The organism is Kitasatospora sp. NBC_00374, from assembly GCF_041434935.1.
Classification (GTDB): domain Bacteria; phylum Actinomycetota; class Actinomycetes; order Streptomycetales; family Streptomycetaceae; genus Kitasatospora.
Genome location: NZ_CP107964.1, coordinates 3,506,793 through 3,527,945 on the forward strand (window position 1 = coordinate 3,506,793; position 21,153 = coordinate 3,527,945).

Annotated in this window: 20 protein-coding genes; 6 read left to right on the forward strand and 14 right to left on the reverse strand. The window is 72.1% G+C overall.

From position 1 onward, the window contains the following. Positions 1 to 56 precede the first annotated feature (56 nt). The 3 genes from OG871_RS15605 to OG871_RS15615 form a co-directional block, all read right to left on the reverse strand. Positions 57 to 845 (reverse strand): ABC transporter ATP-binding protein, encoded by a 789-nt coding sequence (locus OG871_RS15605; RefSeq protein WP_371497380.1) that lies wholly within the window; start codon positions 843 to 845, stop codon positions 57 to 59. 330 nt (positions 846 to 1,175) lie between these two features. Beyond that, entirely contained in the window at positions 1,176 to 1,730 is a 555-nt protein-coding gene (ssuE, locus tag OG871_RS15610; RefSeq protein ID WP_371497381.1) for an NADPH-dependent FMN reductase, read from the reverse strand. 220 nt (positions 1,731 to 1,950) lie between these two features. Continuing rightward, positions 1,951 to 2,037, reverse strand: a complete 87-nt coding sequence (locus tag OG871_RS15615) for a putative leader peptide (RefSeq protein ID WP_371503324.1) — start codon at positions 2,035 to 2,037, stop codon at positions 1,951 to 1,953. Between the two features lie 152 nt (positions 2,038 to 2,189). Between OG871_RS15615 and OG871_RS15620 the strand changes: the two genes are divergently transcribed. Both OG871_RS15620 and OG871_RS15625 read left to right on the forward strand, forming a co-directional pair. Beyond that, the gene (locus OG871_RS15620; protein ID WP_371497382.1) at positions 2,190 to 3,605 is read left to right on the forward strand and encodes an LCP family protein; all 1,416 of its coding nucleotides are present in this window, start codon (positions 2,190 to 2,192) and stop codon (positions 3,603 to 3,605) included. Between the two features lie 79 nt (positions 3,606 to 3,684). Continuing rightward, positions 3,685 to 4,176, forward strand: coding sequence for a hypothetical protein (locus OG871_RS15625; protein ID WP_371497383.1), 492 nt, complete (start codon positions 3,685 to 3,687; stop codon positions 4,174 to 4,176). A gap of 94 nt (positions 4,177 to 4,270) precedes the next feature. Here OG871_RS15625 and OG871_RS15630 read toward each other — a convergent pair whose 3' ends face one another. Together OG871_RS15630 and OG871_RS15635 are read right to left on the reverse strand one after the other, a co-directional pair. Further along, a complete protein-coding gene (locus tag OG871_RS15630; RefSeq protein WP_371497384.1) occupies positions 4,271 to 5,428 on the reverse strand; it encodes an acyl-CoA dehydrogenase family protein in 1,158 nt (385 codons plus the stop codon). A gap of 109 nt (positions 5,429 to 5,537) precedes the next feature. After that, positions 5,538 to 6,695, reverse strand: coding sequence for an LCP family protein (locus OG871_RS15635; protein WP_371497385.1), 1,158 nt, complete (start codon positions 6,693 to 6,695; stop codon positions 5,538 to 5,540). Between the two features lie 214 nt (positions 6,696 to 6,909). Between OG871_RS15635 and OG871_RS15640 the strand changes: the two genes are divergently transcribed. Together OG871_RS15640 and OG871_RS15645 are read left to right on the forward strand one after the other, a co-directional pair. Further along, complete coding sequence (locus tag OG871_RS15640; protein ID WP_371497386.1) at positions 6,910 to 8,253, forward strand: UDP-glucose/GDP-mannose dehydrogenase family protein; 1,344 nt, start codon at positions 6,910 to 6,912, stop codon at positions 8,251 to 8,253. A 94-nt stretch (positions 8,254 to 8,347) separates the two neighbouring features. Then, positions 8,348 to 8,755, forward strand: coding sequence for a CoA-binding protein (locus OG871_RS15645; RefSeq protein ID WP_371497387.1), 408 nt, complete (start codon positions 8,348 to 8,350; stop codon positions 8,753 to 8,755). Here the strand turns inward: OG871_RS15645 and OG871_RS15650 are convergent. The 4 genes from OG871_RS15650 to OG871_RS15665 are packed head-to-tail and all read right to left on the reverse strand — an operon-like array spanning position 8,752 to position 12,545. Continuing rightward, complete coding sequence (locus OG871_RS15650; RefSeq protein WP_371497388.1) at positions 8,752 to 9,606, reverse strand: MerR family transcriptional regulator; 855 nt, start codon at positions 9,604 to 9,606, stop codon at positions 8,752 to 8,754. The two genes, OG871_RS15645 and OG871_RS15650, sit on opposite strands and share 4 nt — an antisense overlap. A gap of 34 nt (positions 9,607 to 9,640) precedes the next feature. Next, the gene (locus tag OG871_RS15655) at positions 9,641 to 10,840 is read right to left on the reverse strand and encodes a dipeptidase (protein ID WP_371497389.1); all 1,200 of its coding nucleotides are present in this window, start codon (positions 10,838 to 10,840) and stop codon (positions 9,641 to 9,643) included. A 35-nt stretch (positions 10,841 to 10,875) separates the two neighbouring features. Continuing rightward, on the reverse strand, positions 10,876 to 11,409 hold the full coding sequence (purE, locus tag OG871_RS15660) for a 5-(carboxyamino)imidazole ribonucleotide mutase (protein WP_371497390.1): 534 nt from the start codon (positions 11,407 to 11,409) through the stop codon (positions 10,876 to 10,878). After that, entirely contained in the window at positions 11,406 to 12,545 is a 1,140-nt protein-coding gene (locus OG871_RS15665) for a 5-(carboxyamino)imidazole ribonucleotide synthase (protein ID WP_371497391.1), read from the reverse strand. Before OG871_RS15665 ends, purE begins: the two co-directional genes overlap by 4 nt. 237 nt (positions 12,546 to 12,782) lie before the next feature. Between OG871_RS15665 and OG871_RS15670 the strand changes: the two genes are divergently transcribed. Further along, the gene (locus tag OG871_RS15670) at positions 12,783 to 13,316 is read left to right on the forward strand and encodes a GtrA family protein (RefSeq protein WP_371497392.1); all 534 of its coding nucleotides are present in this window, start codon (positions 12,783 to 12,785) and stop codon (positions 13,314 to 13,316) included. Between the two features lie 146 nt (positions 13,317 to 13,462). Here OG871_RS15670 and OG871_RS15675 read toward each other — a convergent pair whose 3' ends face one another. Beyond that, entirely contained in the window at positions 13,463 to 14,707 is a 1,245-nt protein-coding gene (locus OG871_RS15675; protein ID WP_371497393.1) for an ATP-binding protein, read from the reverse strand. Positions 14,708 to 14,722: 15 nt separating this feature from the next. Next, positions 14,723 to 15,397, reverse strand: coding sequence for a response regulator transcription factor (locus OG871_RS15680; RefSeq protein WP_033818466.1), 675 nt, complete (start codon positions 15,395 to 15,397; stop codon positions 14,723 to 14,725). A gap of 397 nt (positions 15,398 to 15,794) precedes the next feature. On the opposite strand from OG871_RS15680, the gene OG871_RS15685 reads away from it, so the two are divergent. Beyond that, positions 15,795 to 17,300 carry a peptide MFS transporter gene (locus OG871_RS15685; protein WP_371497394.1) on the forward strand — a complete coding sequence of 502 codons (1,506 nt, stop codon included), beginning with the start codon at positions 15,795 to 15,797 and terminating at the stop codon, positions 17,298 to 17,300. A 67-nt stretch (positions 17,301 to 17,367) separates the two neighbouring features. On the opposite strand, the gene hutI is transcribed toward OG871_RS15685, so the two are convergent. The 3 genes from hutI to OG871_RS15700 form a co-directional block, all read right to left on the reverse strand. Next, positions 17,368 to 18,534 carry an imidazolonepropionase gene (gene hutI / locus OG871_RS15690; RefSeq protein WP_371497395.1) on the reverse strand — a complete coding sequence of 389 codons (1,167 nt, stop codon included), beginning with the start codon at positions 18,532 to 18,534 and terminating at the stop codon, positions 17,368 to 17,370. 73 nt (positions 18,535 to 18,607) lie between these two features. Further along, on the reverse strand, positions 18,608 to 19,963 hold the full coding sequence (locus OG871_RS15695) for a formimidoylglutamate deiminase (RefSeq protein ID WP_371497396.1): 1,356 nt from the start codon (positions 19,961 to 19,963) through the stop codon (positions 18,608 to 18,610). Continuing rightward, a complete protein-coding gene (locus tag OG871_RS15700) occupies positions 19,948 to 21,138 on the reverse strand; it encodes an allantoate amidohydrolase (protein WP_371503325.1) in 1,191 nt (396 codons plus the stop codon). The genes OG871_RS15695 and OG871_RS15700 overlap by 16 nt, the downstream gene beginning before the upstream one ends. Positions 21,139 to 21,153 lie beyond the last annotated feature (15 nt).

The window sequence follows — 21,153 nt, forward strand, 5'->3', positions numbered from 1 at the left end:
GCGAAGAAACTCCGGAGTGAGGTCTTGAGCAGCATGGGAGTAGTCCGACCTTCGAATCAGCTCGTGCGCTTGCCGTCGAAACGGCGCATGCGTTCAAGGACGGAGTCCGCGGTCGGGGCGTGCATCTCGTCGACCAGCGCGCCGTCGGCGAGGAAGAGCACCCGGTCCGCGTAGCCGGCGGCGACCGGGTCGTGGGTGACCATGACGATGGTCTGGCCCAGCTCGTCGACCGAGCGGCGCAGGAAGGTGAGCACCTCGGCGCCGGAGCGCGAGTCAAGGTTTCCGGTCGGCTCGTCACCGAAGATGATCTCCGGGCGGGCGGCCAGGGCCCGGGCCACCGCGACGCGCTGCTGCTGTCCGCCGGAGAGCTGGGTCGGACGGTGCTTCAGCCGGCCGGCCAGGCCGACGGTGTCGATCACCTGGTCCAGCCAGGCGGCGTCGGGCTTGCGGCCGGCGATGTCCATCGGCAGCGTGATGTTCTCCAGCGCGTTGAGCGTGGGGAGCAGGTTGAAGGCCTGGAAGATGAAGCCGATCTTGTCCCGGCGGAGTCTGGTGAGCTGCTTGTCCTTCAGTCCGGTGATCTCCGTCTCACCGATCCAGATCCGGCCCTCGGACACGGTGTCGAGGCCGGCCAGGCAGTGCATCAGGGTCGACTTGCCCGAGCCGGACGGCCCCATGATCGCGGTGAACCGGCCCTGCTCGATGTCCACGTCGACAGCGTCGAGCGCCGTCACCCGGGTCTCCCCGGCGCCGTACGCCTTGGTCACCTGGCGTGCACTGGCCGCCGTGGCCACCTGCCCGCCGGGAAGCCGATTGCCGTGCACGGCCTTCGCTGCCGTCGTCACTGGAGTCTCCTCGTTGTTCTGGTTCCACCCGTTGCCCCCCAAGCCTCGCGGCCGTGACCGGTGCACCGACATGGTGCTGGCACCCGTCCTCGGCCTGCGGCCGGCACCACCATCGAGTGGCGCGGGGGATAAAGACCACGTTAGGAGAACCGAGGGGACGGAACCTCCTCCGCCGGGAGGAAGCCGGTCGACCGGGAGATGTACGGGGTGCGCGCCCTCTCCCCCTAGGGGACCGGGGGAACCGGGTGAGGGTCGGTCCGGACACGGGGGCCGGCGCTCGGCCCCACCCGCCCGGACCGACCCCCGGGGCCGGCTCCGACTGCCGCGTCCTCAGCCCGCCAGGGCCGGCTCGGCCTGCCGCTCCAGCGCACCCGCGAAGGCCTGCACCACCGGCGTGAGCAGCACGTCCGTCTCCCGCTCGATCTCGGTCGAACCGTCCTCGCGGACCGTGATGTGCCGGTCCAGCACGAACCAGCCCTGGGTGATGTGCCCGGCGCCCATCGCGCTGAGCACCGGGCGCAGCGCGTAGTCCACCGCGAGCACGTGCGCGGTGGAGCCGCCGGTGGCCAGCGGCAGCACGGTCTTGCCGCGCAGCGCGTACTGCGGCAGCACGTCCAGCAGGGCCTTCAGCAGGCCGGAGTAGGCCGCCTTGTAGACGGGGGTGCCGATCACCACGGCGTCGGCCTCGGCGAACAGCGCCGTCGCGCGGGCCAGTTCGGGATGGGAGACGTCACCGGCCAGCAGGGCGTCGGCGGGCAGGCTGCGCACCTCGAACGGGACCACGCGGTGTCCCTGCGCGGCGAGCCGGGCGTCGACGTGGCGCAGCAGCCGGGTGGTGCGGGAGGTCGCGGACGGGGAACCGGAGACGGACAGGACGGTGGCCATGGAGTTCACCTCGGGACAGGGCGGTGCCGGGTCGGCGGGCACCGTGGCGGGAAGCGGGGTCGGCCGGCGCGGACGGGGTCCGGCGACCGCCGGGCGCAAGGCCGGCGGCGCCGCGGGCGCAGGACGGGGCTCAGCAGGCGGGGACGGGCGGGCAGGCCCGGCCGGTGGGGCTCAGCGAGCGGGGAGGGAACGGTGGCGCGGACTCAGCCACAACGCGGGTTCAGCCACAACACAGCGCACCGGACACACGCACCAGGTCGACGTGCCGCCGACGCGTGAGGATCCGTCGCTGTTCCATGCCTGCCATGCAAGCACGCGCGTTTTGGGACGGTCAAGGCTGGTTCCATCAGCTGAACATTCCGCCGGAACGATCCGGGCCCTGCATCAGCTCTGCTACAAGCGGCCCCACAGCCCACCCCGGAGCACTGAGGACCTCGGGTTTCGGGCATCCTTCCCCACATGAACACGTGGCAGGAGGACCGCCCGGGCGGCGGCGGATACGGGTCGTACGGTCAGGGCCAGGGCGGTCGGCGTCCGGCGGGCCAGGCCCCGGGGTACGGCGGCCCGCAGGGCGGTCAGGGCCACGACGGCTACGGCGGCCCGGGCGGCTCCGCCGGCCAGGGGTACGGCGCGGCCGCGGAGCCTCCGCTGCCGCCCGAGCTCAACCCCCGTGGGGCGGGCGTCCCGGCGCCGGCCGCGCCTGCGGCGCCGTCGGCGGTGCCCGGCAGGTCCGTGCCGCGCCAGCACCCCGGCCGGCCGGCTCCCGGCGGGCCGAGTGGTCCCGGTGGTCCCGGTGGTCCCGGCGGCCCTGGTGGCCCGAACGGACCGGGCGGGCCGGGCGGCCCCGGTGCGCCGGTGGCGCCGCCGGCCGCGGGCCGCTCGCGCTGGCCGCGCCGCCGGAAGATCAAGGTGACCGCGCTGGCCGTCGTCACCACCCTGCTGGTGACCGGCATCGGCACGTACTTCTGGGCCGACTCGCAGCTCAACCACGAGAACGTGCTCGCCGGGTACGCCGGCAGGCCCGCCGAGGGCAAGGGCACCAACTGGCTGATCGTCGGCTCCGACAGCCGGGCCGGGCTCTCCGATGCGGACGAGGACTCGCTGCACACCGGCTCCGCCGAGGGCAAGCGCAGCGACTCGATGATGATCCTGCACATCGGGGACAACGGGAACACCCTGATGTCCATCCCGCGCGACTCCTGGGTGCAGATCCCGGCGCACGCGGACACCGGCGGCAGCGGCAAGACCGTCCCGGCGGCCACGTCCAAGATCAACGCGGCCTTCGCCCGGGGCGGCGGCCGGCTGCTGGTGCAGACCGTCGAGTCCAACACCGGCATCCACATCGACCACTACGCGGAGATCGGCTTCGCCGGGTTCGTCGGCATCGTCGACTCGGTCGGCGGCGTGGACATGTGCATCGAGCAGGACGTCTCCGACAAGGACTCGGGCCTGAACCTGAAGGCCGGCTGCCAGACCCTCAGCGGCTCCCAGTCGCTGGCCTTCGTCCGGCAGCGGCACCAGATGGCCGACCAGGACCTCGGCCGGATGCGCAACCAGCAGAAGTTCCTCGGCGCGCTGGCCAAGCAGGCGGCCTCCCCCGCCACCCTGCTCAACCCGTTCACCTTCTACCCGATGGTCAGTTCGGGCCTCGGCACGCTGATCGTGGACGAGGACGCCGGGCTGACCGACCTCGGCTCGCTCTTCCTGGCGATGAAGGGGGTCTCCGGCGGCGAGGGCAAGAGCATCACGGTGCCGATCGGCAACCCGGACTTCCGCACCCCGACCGGCGAGTCCGCGGTCAAGTGGGACCCGGCCAAGTCCAAGCAGGTCTTCGACGCGATGAAGAACGACAGCCCGATGCCCGACGTGAAGTAGCCACCGGCTGCGGGCGGTTGACGGCCCGTCGGCGCGTCGCGCGCCACGGGCCCCCGGCGGGGCGATCACAATGTGGCCCATGTCGCTGGTGACCGCACTCATCTCCCGCCGCCGCCACCGCCTGCTCGGGCGGCCGGTCCAGGAACTGCTCGCGCTGTACGGGATGGAGGTCCCGGCCGCCGTCGAGATCGGTCCCGGACTGACCGTCTTCCACCGGGGCTTCGGCACCGTCCTGCACCCGTACACCACGCTGGGCGCCGACGTGACGCTCTACAACGGCGTCACCATCGGCCGGGCCGACCCGTGGGTGCCGCAGGAGCAGAGCCCGATGCGGCGGGTGGTGCTGGAGGACGGGGTGGTGGTCTGCGCCGGCGCGAAGATCATCTGCAAGGAGGGCGTCCTCACCGTCGGCGCCGGGACGATCGTCGGCGCCAACGCCGTCCTCACCCGCTCCACCGGCCCGAACGAGATCTGGGCGGGCGCCCCGGCCCGGTGCCTCGGAATCCGGCGGTCGGCCGATCGGCCCCCGCGGGTCCCGGGCGCCGCGGACAGCCGATCGGCGACCTCCTGAAGGGCCCTTCCGACGCGTGAAGGGCCTTTCCGGGTGCGCCGGAGCCCCTCGGCCGATGCCGGCCGAGGGGCTCCCTGCTCCACCTGCGCCGGGCCTACGGGAGGTTGCGGGCCATCACGATGCGCTGGACCTGGTTGGTGCCCTCGTAGATCTGGGTGATCTTCGCGTCCCGCATCATCCGCTCCACCGGGTAGTCCCGGGTGTAGCCGTAACCACCCAGCAACTGCACCGCGTCCGTGGTCACCTCCATCGCCACATCCGACGCGAAACACTTCGCCGCCGCCCCGAAGAACGTCAGATCACCGTCCGTACGCTGCGACTTCGCCGCCGCCGCATACGTCAGCTGCCGCGCCGCCTCCAGCTTCATCGCCATGTCCGCCAGCATGAACTGCACACCCTGGAACTCCGCGATCGCCTTCCCGAACTGCTTGCGCTCCTTCACGTACCCCTTCGCGTAGTCCAACGCACCCTGCGCGATACCGATCGCCTGCGCCGCGATCGTCACCCGGGTGTGGTCCAGCGTCTTCATCGCCGTCGCGAAACCCGTACCCTCCGCACCGATCATCCGGTCCGCCGGAATCCGCACATTGTCGAAGTACACCTCACGCGTCGGCGACCCCTTGATCCCCAACTTCTTCTCCGGCGCCCCGAACGACACCCCCGCATCGCCCTTCTCCACCACGAACGCCGAAATCCCCTTCGACCGCAACGACGGATCCGTCACCGCCATCACCGTGTAGAACTCCGACACCCCGGCATTGGTGATCCACCGCTTCACACCGTTCAGCACCCAGAAGTCACCGTCCCGCACCGCCCGGGTCCTCATCCCCGCCGCGTCCGAACCCGCCTCCGGCTCCGACAGGCAGTACGAGAACATCCCCTCACCACGCGCCAACGCCCCCAGGTACTTCGCCTTCAGCTCCTCCGAGCCCGACAGCTGCACCGGCAGCGAACCCAGCTTGTTGACCGCCGGAATCAGCGACGACGAGGCACACACCCGCGCCACCTCCTCGATCACCAGCACCGTCGCCAGCGCGTCCGCCCCCGCACCGCCGTACTCCTCCGGCACATGCACCGCATGCAGGTCGCTGCCCTGCAACGCGTCCAGCGCCTCCTGCGGGAACCGCCCCTGCTCGTCCACCTCCGCCGCGAACGGAGCGATCTTCGCCTCCGCCAGCGAACGCACCGCCTCACGGAGCATCTCGTGCTCCTCGCTGAGCCGGAAGAGGTCGAAGTCCGAGCTGCCCGCCATGTGCCACACCCTTCGCGCGTTAACTACCGTTCAGTAGGGCCATCCTAGGCTCGCCCCCCGCGCACCGGCAGGTGACATGCACGACACGGGCCGGCGCCCGGCGGACGGCTCAGCGGACGCTCTCGCCCAGGGTGTCGCTGGTCGTCCGGTGCTGCGCGAAGTATTCGTCCATCCGGTCGTTGCGGACGGCCTCCCAGAGGGTCGCGGAGGCGGCCGTGTCGAGCTTGACGACGTCCTGGCCGCCGATGCTGTCGAAGCCGCCGAAGGGCGCGTTCATGAAGCGGACGTCGTCCGGCCGCACGCCGCGCAGGCTCCAGCCGAGGTCGTAGAGGTCGGTGTTGCTGAGCCGGTCGTCGACGCTCACCACGTCGCCGACGGCCTGGAGCAGACCGGTGAGGCGGCCGGGGTTGCCCAGGGTGCCGGCGTTCATGGTCTGGATCATGAGGGCGCGCAGGAAGTTCTGCTGGCGCTTGGTGCGGTCGAGGTCGCCGTTGGGCAGGCCGTGCCGCTCGCGGACGTACAGCAGGGCCTCGTCGCCGCTCATGTGGTGGGTGCCCTTGAGCCACTCGCGGGCGTCGCCCTTGGCCTCGATGGTCTGCGGGATGGTGATGTCGACGCCGCCGACGGCGTCGGTGAGCTTCTTGAAGCCGTTCCAGTCGATCACCGCGACATGGTCGATCCGGATGCCGGTGAGCTTCTGCACCGTGTCGACCATCAGCGGCGGGCCGCCCCAGGAGTACGCCGCGTTGATCTTCGCCATGCCGTGGCCGGGCACCGGCACCCAGGTGTCCCGGGCGATCGAGACCAGCGAGACGCTCCTGCGGTCCGCCGACAGGTGCATCAGCATCATCGTGTCGCTGCGGCTCGCGCCCTCCTTCCAGGCCGGCGCCTTGGCCTGGCCGCCGGTGGTGGCCACGTCGGAGCGGGCGTCCAGGCCGACCAGCAGGAAGGTCAGGCCAGCGCCCGGCACGGGCTTGGGCTGGGCGGACTCCGGGACGCTCGGGAAGGCGCCGGGGATCCGTTCCACGGAGGACGCGTAGTGCTCGGCCGTCCAGTAGATGCCGCCGATGCCGCCGCCGATCAGCACCAGCAGGGTGGCCAGGGTCCAGATCAGCACCCGCCTGGTCCGGCGGCGGCGCCTGCCACGGCCCGCCGCGGCCTCCTCGGTCCCGCCCTCGGGCAGGCCGTCGGCCTCGTCCCGCTCGTCGAACAGACTGAGCGAGTCGGGTCGCCCGCCCGCCCCGTCCTCGTACTCCCGCGCGTTCATGCGCGCATTCTGTCGCTCCGGCCGGACGTGCGGGATTGAAACGGAAGTTCCCACGGCGACCGATACGCACCGGTGTTCACTCCGTTACCCACCGCTGTCGCAACCGCTTCGGGGGACCGGCCCACGGCCCGGCGTCCGGCGGATACCATCGGTGCCTGCGGCCCCGGGCACCCGACCCGGCACGGCCAGAGTCCCGACCACAAAGGGGAAGCACGTGGCCCTCCGTCTCACGGTGATCGGTACCGGCTACCTCGGTGCAACGCACGCCGCCTGCATGGCCGAGCTGGGCTTCGAGGTGCTCGGGCTGGACATCGACCCGGAGAAGGTGGCGGCCCTCAAGGCCGGCCGGGTGCCGATGTACGAACCCGGGCTGGCCGAGCTGCTGGTGAAGCACGTGCCCGGGCACGAGGGATCGACCGGACGCCTGCGGTTCACCGACTCGCCCCGGGAGGTCGCCGAGTTCGGCGACGTGCACTTCATCTGCGTCAACACCCCGCAGAAGAAGGGCGAGTTCGCGGCCGACATGTCGTACGTCGACTCGGCGCTGGACTCGATCGCCCCGTACCTGACCCGGCCGACCCTGGTGGTCGGCAAGTCCACCGTGCCGGTCGGCAGCGCCAACCGGCTGGCCGAGCGGCTGGCCGCGCTGGCCCCGGCCGGTGAGGCCGCCGAGCTGGCGTGGAACCCGGAGTTCCTGCGCGAGGGCTACGCCGTCGGCGACACCCTGCACCCGGACCGGCTGGTGGTCGGGGTCCGCAGCGAGCGGGCCGAGCAGCTGCTGCGCGAGGTGTACGCGACGCCGATCGCCGAGGGCGTGCCCTTCGTGGTGACCGACTTCCCGACCGCCGAGCTGGTCAAGGCGGCCGCGAACTCGTTCCTGGCCACCAAGATCTCTTTCATCAACGCGATGGCCGAGGTCTGCGAGAGCGCCGGCGCGGACGTGGTCCAGCTCAGCCAGGCGCTGGCGCACGACGAGCGGATCGGCGGCAAGTTCCTCAACGCCGGCCTGGGCTTCGGCGGCGGCTGCCTGCCCAAGGACATCCGGGCCTTCATGGCCCGCGCCGGAGAGCTGGGCGCCGACCAGGCGCTGACCTTCCTGCGCGAGGTCGACTCGATCAACATGCGGCGCCGCTCCCGGATGGTGGAGCTGGCCCGCGAGCAGTGCGGCGGCGGCTTCCTGGGCCGCCGGGTGGCGGTCCTGGGCGCGGCCTTCAAGCCGAACTCGGACGACATCCGGGACTCCCCCGCGCTCAACGTGGCCGGCCAGATCCAGTTGCAGGGCGCCCAGGTCACGGTCTACGACCCGAAGGCGATGGACAACGCCCGCAAGATGTTCCCCAGCCTGGCGTACGCGGCGACGCCGCTGGAGGCCGCGGAGGGGGCGCACGTGGTGCTGCACCTGACCGAGTGGCAGGAGTTCCGCGAGCTGGACCCGGAGGTGCTCGGCAAGGTGGTCGCCGAGCGCCGGATACTGGACGGCCGCAACATCCTGGACGTGCCGCGCTGGCGGGCCGCCGGGTGGACCTACCGGGCGATGGGCCGCCCCGGCGCGGAGTAGGCGCCCGGGGTCGGCGCCGCGGTAGGCGCCCGGGTCCCCGTACGGCGCGCCCGGCAGCGGAATGCCCGGCCGTCGCAGACCGTTGGAGTGCGTCATGAGCTACGGAGACCGGGAGACGGTTCGCAGGATCCTTCTGGACGCGGGCGACACCTGGGCGGTGGTCGGCCTGTCCACCAACACCCGCCGGGCCGCGTACGGCGTGGCGCAGGTGCTGCAGCGTGCCGGCAAGCGGGTGGTGCCGGTGCACCCCAAGGCCGAGACGGTGCTGGGCGAGCAGGGGTACGCCACCCTCGCCGACATCCCCTTCGACGTCGACGTGGTGGACGTGTTCGTGAACAGTCACCTGGCCGGCGAGGTCGCCGACCAGGCGGTGGCGGCGGGCGCCAAGGCGGTCTGGTTCCAGCTGGACGTGGTCGACCAGGCCGCCTACGAGCGCACCACCGGCGCCGGGCTGGACATGGTCATGGACCGCTGCCCGGCGATCGAGCTGCCACTGCTCTAGGCACCGCGCGAGGCCTCCGGGGCGGGCGGGACGGCGAGCGGGACGGCGATGTCGCAGACCGGGTCGCCCCCGCCGGCCCCGGCCCAGTCCGCGAAGTAGACCTCGCGGGGCTCACCGGCCACCTCGCGGCCCTGCCGCCTGGCCCACTGGAAGACGGCGTCGTAGGCCGCGAGGATCTGCGGATAGACCACCTGCGCCTTGGTGATGGTGGCGTAGGCCTCGTGGTGGGCGGGCTCGACCCGGCACGGGTGGGTGATCTCGGCGGACCGGTCCCGGTCGACCGGGACGCAGAGCTCCACCGGCCCGTCGCTGTCCTCGTTGACCTCGCCGTGGTAGACGACGAAGGGGGCGCCGAACACCCCGCCGTAGGCCTCGGCGGCCCCGAACAGGCGGTCGCACGCCGCCGGGATCCAGGTCGGCAGGTCCTCCGGCCCGGCGTGCCGCTGCTCGGTGAGCACCAGCTGCTCCGGCACCTCGCGCTGCTGAATGTCGAACATGTCCAGACTCCCTTCGCCACCTGACAGTTGGATGCGGAGGTAGGCCGCCAGCTCGCGCTGGGCGGCGATCCGGTGTTCGACCGCGGCCCAGTACTCGGCCACCAGCCGGGCGCCTTCCGCGCCCGGTGCGGCCAGTACCTCGGCGACCACGGCCAGCGGCATGTCCAGCCCGCGCATCAGCCTGATCCGGCGGGCGTCGACCAGCCGGCTCTCGCGGTAGTAGCGGTAGCCGGTGTCCGGGTCCACCCGGTCGGGCCGCAGCACGCCCTGGCCGTCGTACAGCCGCAGGGCCTTCTGCGACAGCCGGGACCGGCGCGCGAAGGCGCCGATGCCGAGCAGTGCGTCCTCCTCCATGTCCTCCACCGTCCTGTCTGCCCCAGGGGGAAGGTCAACCGCGGCCGTCGAGCTGTTCGAGGGTGGCCCGGGAGGGGCCGCGGGAGGTGCCCCGGAGGTCGGTGGCCACGTCCTCGGCCCGGCGCAGCACCCGGACGGCGTTGTGCCAGGTGAGCTTGGACAGGTCGGTCTCGGACCAGCCGCGACCGAGCAGCTCGGCGATCAGGTTGGGGTAGCCCGCGACGTCCTCCAGCCCCTCCGGCAGGAAGGCGGTGCCGTCGAAGTCGCCGCCGATCCCGAGGTGGTCGATCCCGGCCACCTCCCGCATGTGGTCCAGGTGGTCGGCCACGACGGCGACGGTGGCGACCGGCTGCGGGTGGGCGGCCTCGTACGCGCGCTGGACCTCCATCGCCTCCGGCGTGGTCTCCAGCGGGTGCAGGCCGTGCGCGCGCATGTTGTCGTCCGCGGCGGCGGTCCACTCGATGGCGGCGGGCAGGACGAACTTCGGCACGAAGGTGGCCATCGCCAGGCCGCCGTTGGCGGGCAGCTGGGCCAGGACGTCGTCCGGGATGTTGCGCGGGTGGTCGCAGACGGCGCGCGAGGAGGAGTGCGAGAAGATCACCGGCGCCTCGGAGACCCGGAGTGCGGCCCGCATGGTGTCGGCCGAGACGTGCGAGAGGTCGACCAGCATGCCGAGCCGGTTCATCTCCCGGACGACCTCCTCGCCGAAGGCGGTCAGCCCGCCCGCGGCCGGGACGTCGGTGGCGGAGTCCGCCCACGGCACGTTGTCGTTGTGGGTGAGCGTCATGTACCGCACGCCCAGCTCGTACATCATCCGCAGGGTGCCCAGCGAGCAGTTGATGGAGTGCCCGCCCTCGGCGCCGATCAGCGAGGCGATCCGGCCCCGGCGCCGGGCGGTCTCCATGTCGTCGGCGGTGAGGGCCAGTTGAAGGGCCGCCGGGTAGCGCCCGACCATCGTCCGGACGAAGTCGATCTGTTCGAGGGTCGCGCTGACCGCCTGGTCGCCGGCGTAGTCGGAGCGCACGAACACCGACCAGAACTGCGCACCGACCCCGCCCGAGCGGAGCCGGGCGAAGTCGGTGTGCAGCCGGCCGGTCTGGTCGGCCGTCAGGTCGACGGCGTCCAGGTCGTAACCCGCCTGGGCGCGCATCGCCCAGGGGAGGTCGTTGTGGCCGTCCACCACGGGGGTGTCGCGGAGGACGGCACGGGCGCGATCGAGCAGTTCAGGAGTCATCCCCCTGTTCTACCGCGTGCGATCCGCCGCGAGATCTACTTGCCGAAGCCGAAGGACGAGGAGCCGGCGACCTTGGCGCGCAGTTTCTTGCCCTTCTCGGTGGCCTGGTTGTTCAGCTCGCTCTGGAACTCGACCATCTTCTCGGCCAGTTCGGGGTCGAACGCGGCGAGCATCCGGACCGCCAGCAGGCCGGCGTTGCGCGCGCCGGCGACCGAGACGGTGGCCACCGGCACGCCGGCCGGCATCTGGACGATCGACAGCAGGCTGTCCATGCCGTCCAGGTAGCGCAGCGGCACCGGCACGCCGATCACCGGCAGCGGGGTGACGGAGGCCAGCATGCCCGGCAGGTGGGCGGCGCCGCCGGCGCCCGCGATGATCGCCTTCAGGCCTCGCCCGTGCGCCTGCTCGCCGTAGGCCACCATCTCGCGCGGCATCCGGTGCGCCGAGACCACATCGACCTCGTACGGGACCTCGAACTCGTCGAGTGCCTGGGCCGCGGCCTCCATCACGGGCCAGTCGGAGTCCGAGCCCATGACGATGCCGACGACGGGACCAGTGGGGTTGGTCATTCGGTGATCGTTCCTCGCAGGTAGGCGGCCGCATGGCGGGCGCGCTCGCGGATGTCGTCGAGGTCGTCCCCGAAGACGTTGACGTGGCCGACCTTGCGGCCGGGCTTGACGTCCTTCCCGTACATGTGGATCTTCAGGCCCGGGTCGCGGGCCATGCAGTGCAGGAAGGCGCGGTACATGTCGGGGTAGTCCCCGCCGAGGACGTTGACCATGACCGTCCACCGGGCGCGCGGGCGCGGGTCGCCCAGCGGCAGGTCGAGCACGGCCCGCAGGTGGTTCTCGAACTGCGAGGTGACGGCGCCGTCCTGGGTCCAGTGGCCCGAGTTGTGCGGGCGCATGGCCAGCTCGTTGACCAGGATCCGGCCGTCGCGGGTCTGGAAGAGCTCGACCGCGAGGTGGCCGGTGATGTCCAGGTCGCCCGCGATCCGCAGGGCCAGGGCCTGGGCCTCGCCGGCCAGGGCCGGGTCCAGGTCGGGGGCCGGGGCGGTGACCTCGGCGCAGACGCCGTTCTCCTGGACGCTCTCCACCACGGGGTAGGCCACGGCCTGGCCACTGGGCGAGCGGACCACGTTGGCGGCCAGTTCACGCAGGAAGTCGACCTTCTCCTCGGCCAGCACGGGCACCCCGGCGAGGAACGGCGCGGCGGCCTCGGACTCGTCGTCGACGACCCAGACGCCCTTGCCGTCGTAGCCGCCGCGGACGGTCTTCAGGACCACCGGGTAGCCGGCGCCCTCCTGGGCGAAGGCGGTGACGTCGGCCGGGTCGGCGACCAGCCGGTGGCGCGGGCAGGGCACCCCGATGGAGTCCAGCTTCGCCCGCATCACGCCCTTGTCCTGGGCGTTCACCAGCGCCTCGGGGCCGGGGCGGACGGCGATGCCGTCCGCCTGGAGGGCCCGCAGGTGCTCGGTGGGCACGTGCTCGTGGTCGAAGGTGATCACGTCGCAGCCCGCCGCGAACCGGCGCAGCGTGTCGAGGTCGCGGTAGTCACCGAGCACCACGTCGGAGACCACCTGTGCGGCGGAGTCCTGGGGGGTGTCGGCGAGGAGCTTGAACCGGACGCCGAGCGGGATACCCGCCTGGTGCGCCATCCGGGCCAGCTGGCCGCCGCCGATCATGCCGACCACTGGAAAATTCACATTGCCCGCGAGAGTCACGCCGCCCAGGATATCCGGGCCGGTCGGGGCGGGTGCACAGCCGGGCGTCGGCCGGGCGGGGGCCACCGGGGTGGGGACGGCCCCGTGTGGAGCGAGTAGCCTGGATGGCCGGACCCCGAGAAGCACAATCCGATCATGTGTGTATACGAGGGGACCGCTCGCGCCGAACCGGCGTGAGCACGGCACCCCTCGCACGCGAGCACATGGAGACAGCCGGGTATGACGATCACCACCGCGCCCAAGCCATCCCTGGTGCAGCGCCTGCACGGGATCTCGGGCGAGATGATCAAGTTCGGCGTCGTCGGCCTGAGCGGCGTCGCCGTCAACTTCGCCGTCTTCTGGATCTGCATCAACGGCCTCGGCCTGGCCTCGCTGCGCTCCAACATCGCCGCCACCCTGGTCGCCATCGCGACCAACTACCTCGGCTACCGCTACTGGCTCTACCGCGACCGCGACGCGGCCTCGCGCAAGCGCGAGATCACGCTCTTCCTGCTGTTCAGCGGCGCCGGCATGCTGATCGAGACCGGGATCCTCGGCTTCTCCGTCTACGCCCTCGGCCTCACCACGCACCTGGAGCAGCTCGCCGCGAAGGTCGTCGGCCTCGGCGCCGGCACGGTCTTCCGCTTCTTCTCGTACCGCACCTGGGTCTTCAAGGCCCTCCCTGAGCTCACCGAGCCCGAACCGGCCGTGGTCACCGAGGCCGAGCGGCTGCTCAGCGCCGAGCAGCCGGCGTACGTCGAGCAGAACTCCTGACAGCCGGTCAACCCCGAGCCCGCACGTCACCCACCCGTTCGGCTCCGCCCGTCGGTCGTACGGCTCCGCCCCGCACGGCGCCAGTCCGTCGCACGGCTCCGCCCCACACTGCGCCAGCCGGTCGTACGGCTCCGCCCTACACTGCGCTAGCCGGTCGTACGGCTCCGCCCTACGAACAGCGCGAACACCGGCGGCTGGAGGGACAGCAGTTCCAGCCGGCCGCCGTCCGCCTCGGCGAGGTCGCGGGCGACGGCGAGGCCGATGCCGGTGGAGTTGCGGCCGCTGACCGCCCGTTCGAAGACCCGGTTGCCGAGTTCGGCCGGGACGCCCGGGCCCTCGTCCTGGACCTCGGCGACGATCGAGCTGCCGGACCGGCGGACCCGCAGGGTGATGGTACCGGCGCCGTGCATCAGGGAGTTCTCGATCAGGGTGGCCAGCACCTGGGCGACGGTGCCGGGGGTGCCGGTGACGTGCGCGCCGCGGATGCCCTCGATCACCAGGCGTCGGCCGCTGTCCCGCAGGGGCGGCCCCCACTCCTCCACCTGCTGCTTGACGACCTCGTCGAGCGGGAAGCTGACCGCCGTCGGGCTGCTGCGGTCGCGCTGGTTGGTGAGCAGGCGCTGCACCACGTCGGTGAGCCGTTCGACCTGCTGCAGGCCGATGGCCGCCTCCTCCCGTACGGTGGCGGGTTCCTCGGCGAGGGCGGTGATCTCCTCCAGGCGCATGGACAGCGCGGTGAGCGGGGTGCGCAGCTGGTGCGAGGCGTCGGCGGCGAGCCGGCGCTCGGCGGTGAGCATGCGGGCGATGCGTTCGGCGCTGGCGTCGAGCACCTCGGCAATCCGGTCGAGTTCGGGGACGCCGTAACGGCGGTCGCGGGGGCGCGGGTCGCCGGAGCCGAGCCGTTCGGCGGTCTCGGCGAGGTCGGTGAGCGGACGGGCCAGCCGTTTGGCCTGCCAGACGGCGAGCGCGACGGCGGCCTGGACCGCGAGCAGGGCGACCACGCCGAGCAGCAGCAGCATGTTGCCGATCTCGTGGTCGACCTCTTCACGGGACTGCATCACGGTGACGGTCTCGCCGCTGGCACCGACCTCGGCGGCACTGAGGGTGGGGCCCTTCACCGGGCGTCCGGCCGCGATGAGCGGCTGGCCGGGGATGTCGACGAGGACGAAGGAGCCCTCGGTGACCTGGGCGGCGAACTTCTCGCCGGTGACCGGCTCACCCGCCGCCAGTCTGCTCTCGACCAGCCCGAGCACCCGGACGGCCTCCGCGTCGACCCGGTCGTTGGCCGCGCTGACGATGCTCTGCTTCTCGATCAGTGCCAGCGGTACGCAGAACACCGCGACCACCACCAGGACGACGCCCAGCAGCGAATTGATCATCCTGCGCTTCACGCCGGGCGGCCTCTGTCAGTTCTTCTCGAAGCGGAAGCCCACGCCGCGGACGGTGGCGATGTAGCGCGGGTTGGCCGCGTCGTCGCCGAGCTTCTTGCGCAACCAGGAGATGTGCATGTCGAGGGTCTTGGTCGAGGTCCACCAGGTGGTGTCCCAGACCTGGCGCATGATCTCCTCACGGGTGACCACCCGGCCGGCGTCCCGGACCAGCACCCGGAGCAGCTCGAACTCCTTGGCGGAGAGGGTGAGCTCCTCCTCGCCGAGCCAGGCCCGGTGCGACTCGATGTCGATCTTCACGCCGTGCGCACCGGTGGTGAGCTGGTCCACGTTGCCGCGGCGCAGCAGGGCGCGGACCCGGGCGAGCAGTTCGGCGAGCCGGAACGGCTTGGTGACGTAGTCGTCGGCGCCGGCGTCGAGGCCGACCACGGTGTCCACCTCGTCGGCGCGCGCGGTGAGTACCAGGACCGGGAAGCTCTTGCCGTCGGCACGCAGTCGGCGGCAGACCTCCAGGCCGTCCATCTCGGGCAACCCGAGGTCCAGGACGATCAGGTCGACCTCCTCGGTCAGCCCGGCGCCCAGCGCGGCGGGGCCGTCCTCCCGGACCAGCACCTCGTAGCCCTCCCGGCGCAGGGCGCGGGCCAGCGGTTCGGAGATTGCCGGGTCGTCCTCGGCCAGCAGCACACAGGTCATGGCCTGATGGTAGACCGCCACAGGCGCCTTGATCAGGGTGCGTACGGGCCCTTGACCTCCGCATGACCTGCGCGCGAGGCAACCGTGGCCGGGGGTCGGCAGGCGCTGTGAACTAGTTCACAGAGCGTGATCACCACGCCGGGCCCGCCATGGTTTCAAAGGCTCGGTCGAGCGCCCCCCTTTGTCGAGGATTTCCACGTGCTACCTTCGCTTCAAAGGAGATTCTGCGCTTGGGCCATTGAATTCGCACCCCACGGGCTCCCTCGCTTTGCTTGCGCATTACCTGGTTTGCAAGGTTTGTCCGGCCATGTCATGGAATACCGCCACGTACAGTGGTTTGGTCCCCGTCCGCCTCCACCCCCCTTGGCGGACGAAGTCAGGCAAGGAACCCCTATACATGGCGTCTACCACCCTGGATGCCGGCGTACAGTCGGCCCCTCCCAGCGGCAAGACCTTCCTCGGGCACCCCCGGGGCCTCGCCACTCTCTTCATGAGCGAGATGTGGGAGCGCTTCAGCTACTACGGCATGCGCGCCCTGCTGGTCCTCTACATGACGGCCGCCACCACCGACGGCGGCCTCGGTATGAAGGTGGCCGTCGCCGCCGCGGTCTACAGCGTGTACACCGCCATGGTCTACCTGCTGGCCCTGCCCGGCGGCTGGATCGCCGACCGCTTCCTCGGCGCCCGCAAGACCGTCGCCGTCGGCGGCGCGATCATCATGGCCGGGCACTTCATGCTGGCCGTGCCGGCCACCGTGTCCTTCTTCGCCGGCCTGGGCCTCATCGCCATCGGTTCCGGCCTGCTGAAGGCCAACATCTCGACCATGGTCGGCCACCTCTACGACGGGCCGAACGACCCGCGTCGCGACGGTGGCTTCACGATCTTCTACATGGGCATCAACCTCGGTGCCTTCGCCGCGCCGCTGGTCATCGGCACCGTGGGCCAGAGCGTCGACTGGCACCTCGGCTTCGCCCTCGCCGGCGTCGGCATGGCCCTGGGCCTCGGCCAGTTCCTGCTCGGCACCCGCCACCTGAGCGCCCGCAGCGACGTGGTGTCCTCGCCGATCTCGGCCGCCGAGAAGCGCGACGTGTTCCGCAAGGCCGGCCTCTGGCTGGCGCTGGCCGTGGTGTTCTACGCCGTGGTGGCGCTGACCGGCAGCTTCACCATCGACTGGGTGATCTGGCTGCTGTCGATCGCGGGCATCGCGCTCCCGGTCTTCGTCTTCGGCAAGGTGAAGCGGGACAAGGACCTCAGCTCGGACGAGCAGTCCAAGATGAGCGGCTACATCTGGTTCTTCGTCGCGGCCGCCGTGTTCTGGATGATCTACGACCAGTCCGGCTCGACGCTGAGCGTCTTCGCGGACGACAGCACCGCCTCCACGCTGTTCGGCTTCGACTTCCCGTCCAGCTGGTTCCAGTCGCTCAACCCGCTCTACATCATGGCGCTGGCCCCGGTCTTCGCCTGGCTGTGGGTGGCCCTGGCCCGCCGGGGGAAGAACCCCAGCACAACGATGAAGTTCGCGATCGGCCTGCTGATGGTCGGCGCGTCCTTCCTGGTGATGATGCTGGCGATGGCGGCGGCGACCGGCGGCACCAAGGTCACGCCGCTCTGGCTGGCGATGGTCTACCTCGTCCAGACCGTCGGTGAGCTCACGCTCTCCCCGGTCGGCCTGTCGGTGACCACCAAGCTGGCGCCGGAGAAGTACGCCAGCCAGATGATGGGTGTCTGGTTCCTCGCCGTCACGGCGGGCGACTGCGTGGCCGCGATCTTCCAGCTGGTCCTGGGCGACGCCACCGGCAGCACCTGGTACTTCGCGGTCCAGGGTCTGCTGGCGATCATCGCCGGTGTCGCACTGGCGCTGTACCGCAAGAAGGTCGTCAGGCTCATGGGCGACGTGCACTGACGGACCCGTGGCACGTCGAAGGGCCGGTACCCGCCGAGGCGGGTACCGGCCCTTCGACGTGCGCCGGTCAGAACTCCCGCGCGCCCGCGCGCCAGACCGCGGCGGTGAGCGGCACACCCGGCCGGTAGGCGAGGTGGACGTGCGACGGCGCCTCCAGCAGCAGCAGGTCGGCCCGGGCGCCCGGGGTGATCGCGCCGACGTCGCCGCGGCGCAGCGCCTTGGCACCGCCCGCGGTGGCGGCGTGCACGGCCTCGTCCGGGGTCATCCCCATCTCGCGGACGGCCACCGCGATGCAGAAGGCCATCGAGCTGGTGAAGCTGGAGCCCGGGTTGCAGTCGGTGGACAGCGCGACGGTGGCGCCCGCGTCGAGCAGACGGCGCGCGTTCGGGTAGGCGGCGCGGGTGGAGAACTCCGCGCCGGGCAGCAGGGTGGCCACCGTCTCCGAGCCGGCCAGCGCGGCGACGTCCTCGTCGGTGAGGTGGGTGCAGTGGTCGGCCGATGCGGCGCCCAGCTCGACCGCCAGCTGCACGCCCGGCCCGTACGAGAGCTGGTTGGCGTGCACCCGCGGGATGAGTCCGCGCTTGGCGCCGGCGGTGAGGACGGCGCGGGCCTGGTCGCCGTCGAAGGCACCCCGCTCGCAGAAGACGTCCACCCAGCGGGCGTGCGGGGCGCAGGCGTCCAGCATCTCGCCGGTGACCAGGTCGACGTAGCCGGCCGGGTCGTCGGCGAACTCGGGCGCGACCACGTGGGCGCCGAGGTAGGTGGTCTCCGGGGTGTGCGAGGCGGCGATCCGCAGCGCCCGGGCCTCGTCGGCGACGGTCAGGCCGTAGCCGGACTTGCACTCGACCGTGGTGGTGCCCTGGTGCAGTGCCTCGCGCAGGAAGCGGACCAGGTTGGCGTCCAGCTCGGCGTCGGTGGCCGCGCGGGTGGCGGCGACCGTGGTGCGGATGCCGCCCGCACTGTAGGCCTGCCCGGACATCCGGGCGTTGAACTCGGCGGTGCGGTCGCCCGCGAAGACCAGGTGGGCGTGGGAGTCGACGAAACCGGGCAGCAGCGCGCGGTGCCTGGCGTCGAACCGCTCGTCCGCGGCGGGTGCGGCGGCGGCCGGGCCGACCCAGGCGACCCGGCTGCCCTCGACGACCACGGCGGCGTCCTGGAGCAGGCCCAGCGGGCCCTGTCCGAGCGCGGGGTCGTTCGTCACCAGGGTGCCGACGTCGGTGATCAGGAGGCTCAAGGGGACCCTTTCACTTCGGGACCCGAGAACGGGCCCCACCAGATCAGCCCTGGTGGGGCCCGCTCCCGGGAGTCTATGACTGCAGGGCGTCGATCGCGTCACGCAGGGCGGCCGGAACATCGGCGACCAGTTGGTGCACGCCGTCCTTGACGATGTGCCGACCGCCGACCACCACGTGCCGCACGTCGGCGGCGGAGGCCGCGAAGACCGCCGTCTCCGCGCCCAGCGCGGGCCTGGGGCCCGCCGTCCGGACGCTGTCCAGGGCGACCGCGGTGAGGTCCGCGAGGGAGCCGGCCTCGATCCGGCCGGCCTCCGGCCAGCCGAGCGAGGCGTGGCCGTCCTCGCTGCCCGCCCGGAGCAGCGCGTTGGCCGTCCAGTGCCCGCGGGTGCGGGTGCGCAGGCGCTCGTCCAGCTCCAGGGCGCGGGCCTCCTCGAACGGGTCGATGACCGCGTGGCTGTCGCTGCCCAGGCTGATCGGGCAGCCCGCGCTCGCCAGCCGGCGGGCCGGGCCGATGCCGTCCGCGAGGTCCCGCTCGGTGGTGGGACACATGCAGATGGTGGTGGACGAGCCCGCGAGCAGCCGGATGTCGTCGTCGCTCAGATGGGTGGCGTGCACGGCGGAGGTGCGCGGGCCGAGCACGCCGTGGTCGGCGAGCAGCCGGGTCGGGGTGACGCCGTGCGCGGTGAGGCAGGCGTCGTTCTCGGCGGTCTGCTCGGAGAGGTGGACGTGCAGCGGCGTCTTGCGCATCGCCGCCCAGTGCGCGACGGTGCTCAGCTGCTCGGCCGGGACGGCCCGCACGGAGTGGACGGCGGCGCCGATCCGGGCGTGCTCGGTGGCCTTCAGCGCGTCGGCGCGGGCCGCCCAGGCGTCCGCGTCGCCGTCGCTGAACCGCAGCTGCGGCTTGGTCGGCTCGGCGCCGAAGCCGGCCGACACGTAGCAGGTGTCCAGCAGGGTGATCCGGATGCCGGCCCGCAGCGCCGCCTCGATGAGCGCGTCACCCATCGCGTTCGGGTCGTCGTACCGGCCGCCGCCGGGGGCGTGGTGCAGGTAGTGGAACTCGCCGACGGCGGTGATGCCGGCCAGCGCCATCTCGGCGTAGACCGCGGTGGCCAGCGCCAGGTAGCTGTCCGGGTCGAGCGCACCGGCGAACCGGTACATGGTGTCCCGCCAGGTCCAGAAGGTGCCGGAGCCCACCTGGACGTTGCCGCGCAGCGCGCGGTGGAAGGCGTGCGAGTGGGCGTTGGCCTGGCCGGGGAGGACCAGCCCGCCGAGCCGGACCGCCCCGGGCGGGCAGGGCCCGCTGTCCGGGGTGACCTTGGCGATCCGGCCGCCCGGGCCGACGGCGATCAGCACCTGCTGCTCGACGACCGGTCCGTTGGCGTGCGGCAGCCAGGCGTACTCCGCCCAGTACGTCACCGCTGCTGACATGCGAGGTCCTCCAGTACGTCGGCGAGAGCGGCCACGCCGGCGAGGCAGTCGCGCTCCTCGGCGTGCTCGGCCGGGGAGTGCGAGACGCCGCTCGGGTTCCGTACGAACAGCATGGCGGTCGGAATCGCCGATGCCAGGATTCCGGCGTCGTGTCCCGCGCCGGTCGGCAGGACGGGTACCCCGCCGAGGCCCTTGGCGAGCCGGTCGCGCAGCGGGCCGTCGAAGTCGACCACCGGCGTGTACGACTCCCGGGTCAGCTCGACCCGGACGCCGTCGTGCGTGCCGCGCGCGTCGGCGGCCTGCCGGATCTCCTCGACCAGTGCGGTCAGGGTCGCCTCGTCGGCGGCCCGGGAGTCCAGCCAGCCGCGGATCAGCGAGGCGATCGCGTTGGTGCCGTTGGGCTCGACGGCGACCTTGCCGAAGGTGGCCAGGGCGCCGGCCAGCTCGGCCTTCTCGCGGGCGGAGAGCACGGTGCTCGCGAAGGTGAGCATCGGGTCCCGGCGGTCCTCGATCCGGGTGGTGCCCGCGTGGTTGGCCTCGCCGTGGAAGTCGAAGCGCCAGCGGCCGTGCGGCCAGATCGCGCTGGCCACGCCGACCGGGTGCTCGGCGGTCAGGTAGCGGCCCTGCTCGACGTGCAGCTCGACGTAGGCGCCGACCCGGGCGAGCCGCTCGTGGTCCGAGCCGATCGCGGCGGGGTCGTACCCGGCCCGCTCCATCGCGTCGGGCAGCCGGACGCCGTCCGCGTCGCGCAGCGCGTACGCCTGCTCCCGGGAGAGCACGCCGGCGGTGAGGCGGGAGCCGATGCAGGCGACACCGAACCGGGCGCCCTCCTCGTCGCCGAAGTTGACGATGGCCAGCGGCTTGTCGAACTCGGCTCCGCGCGCACGGAGTTCGTCCAGGGCGGCGAAGGCGGAGACCACGCCGAGCGGGCCGTCGAAGGCGCCGCCGTCCGGGACGGAGTCCAGGTGCGAGCCGGTGACGATCGCGCCGCCGGCGTTCGGGTCGCCGAGCCACGCCCACTGGTTGCCGTTGCGGTCCAGCTCGTAGGCCAGGCCGCGCGAGCGGGCCTGCTCCTCGAACCAGGCCCGGCACTCGGCGTCGGCGGTGTTCCAGGCGAAGCGGCGGTACCCGCCGGAGGAGGCGGAGCGGCCCACGGGGAGCAGCTCCGCCCACATCCGACGGAAGGAGTC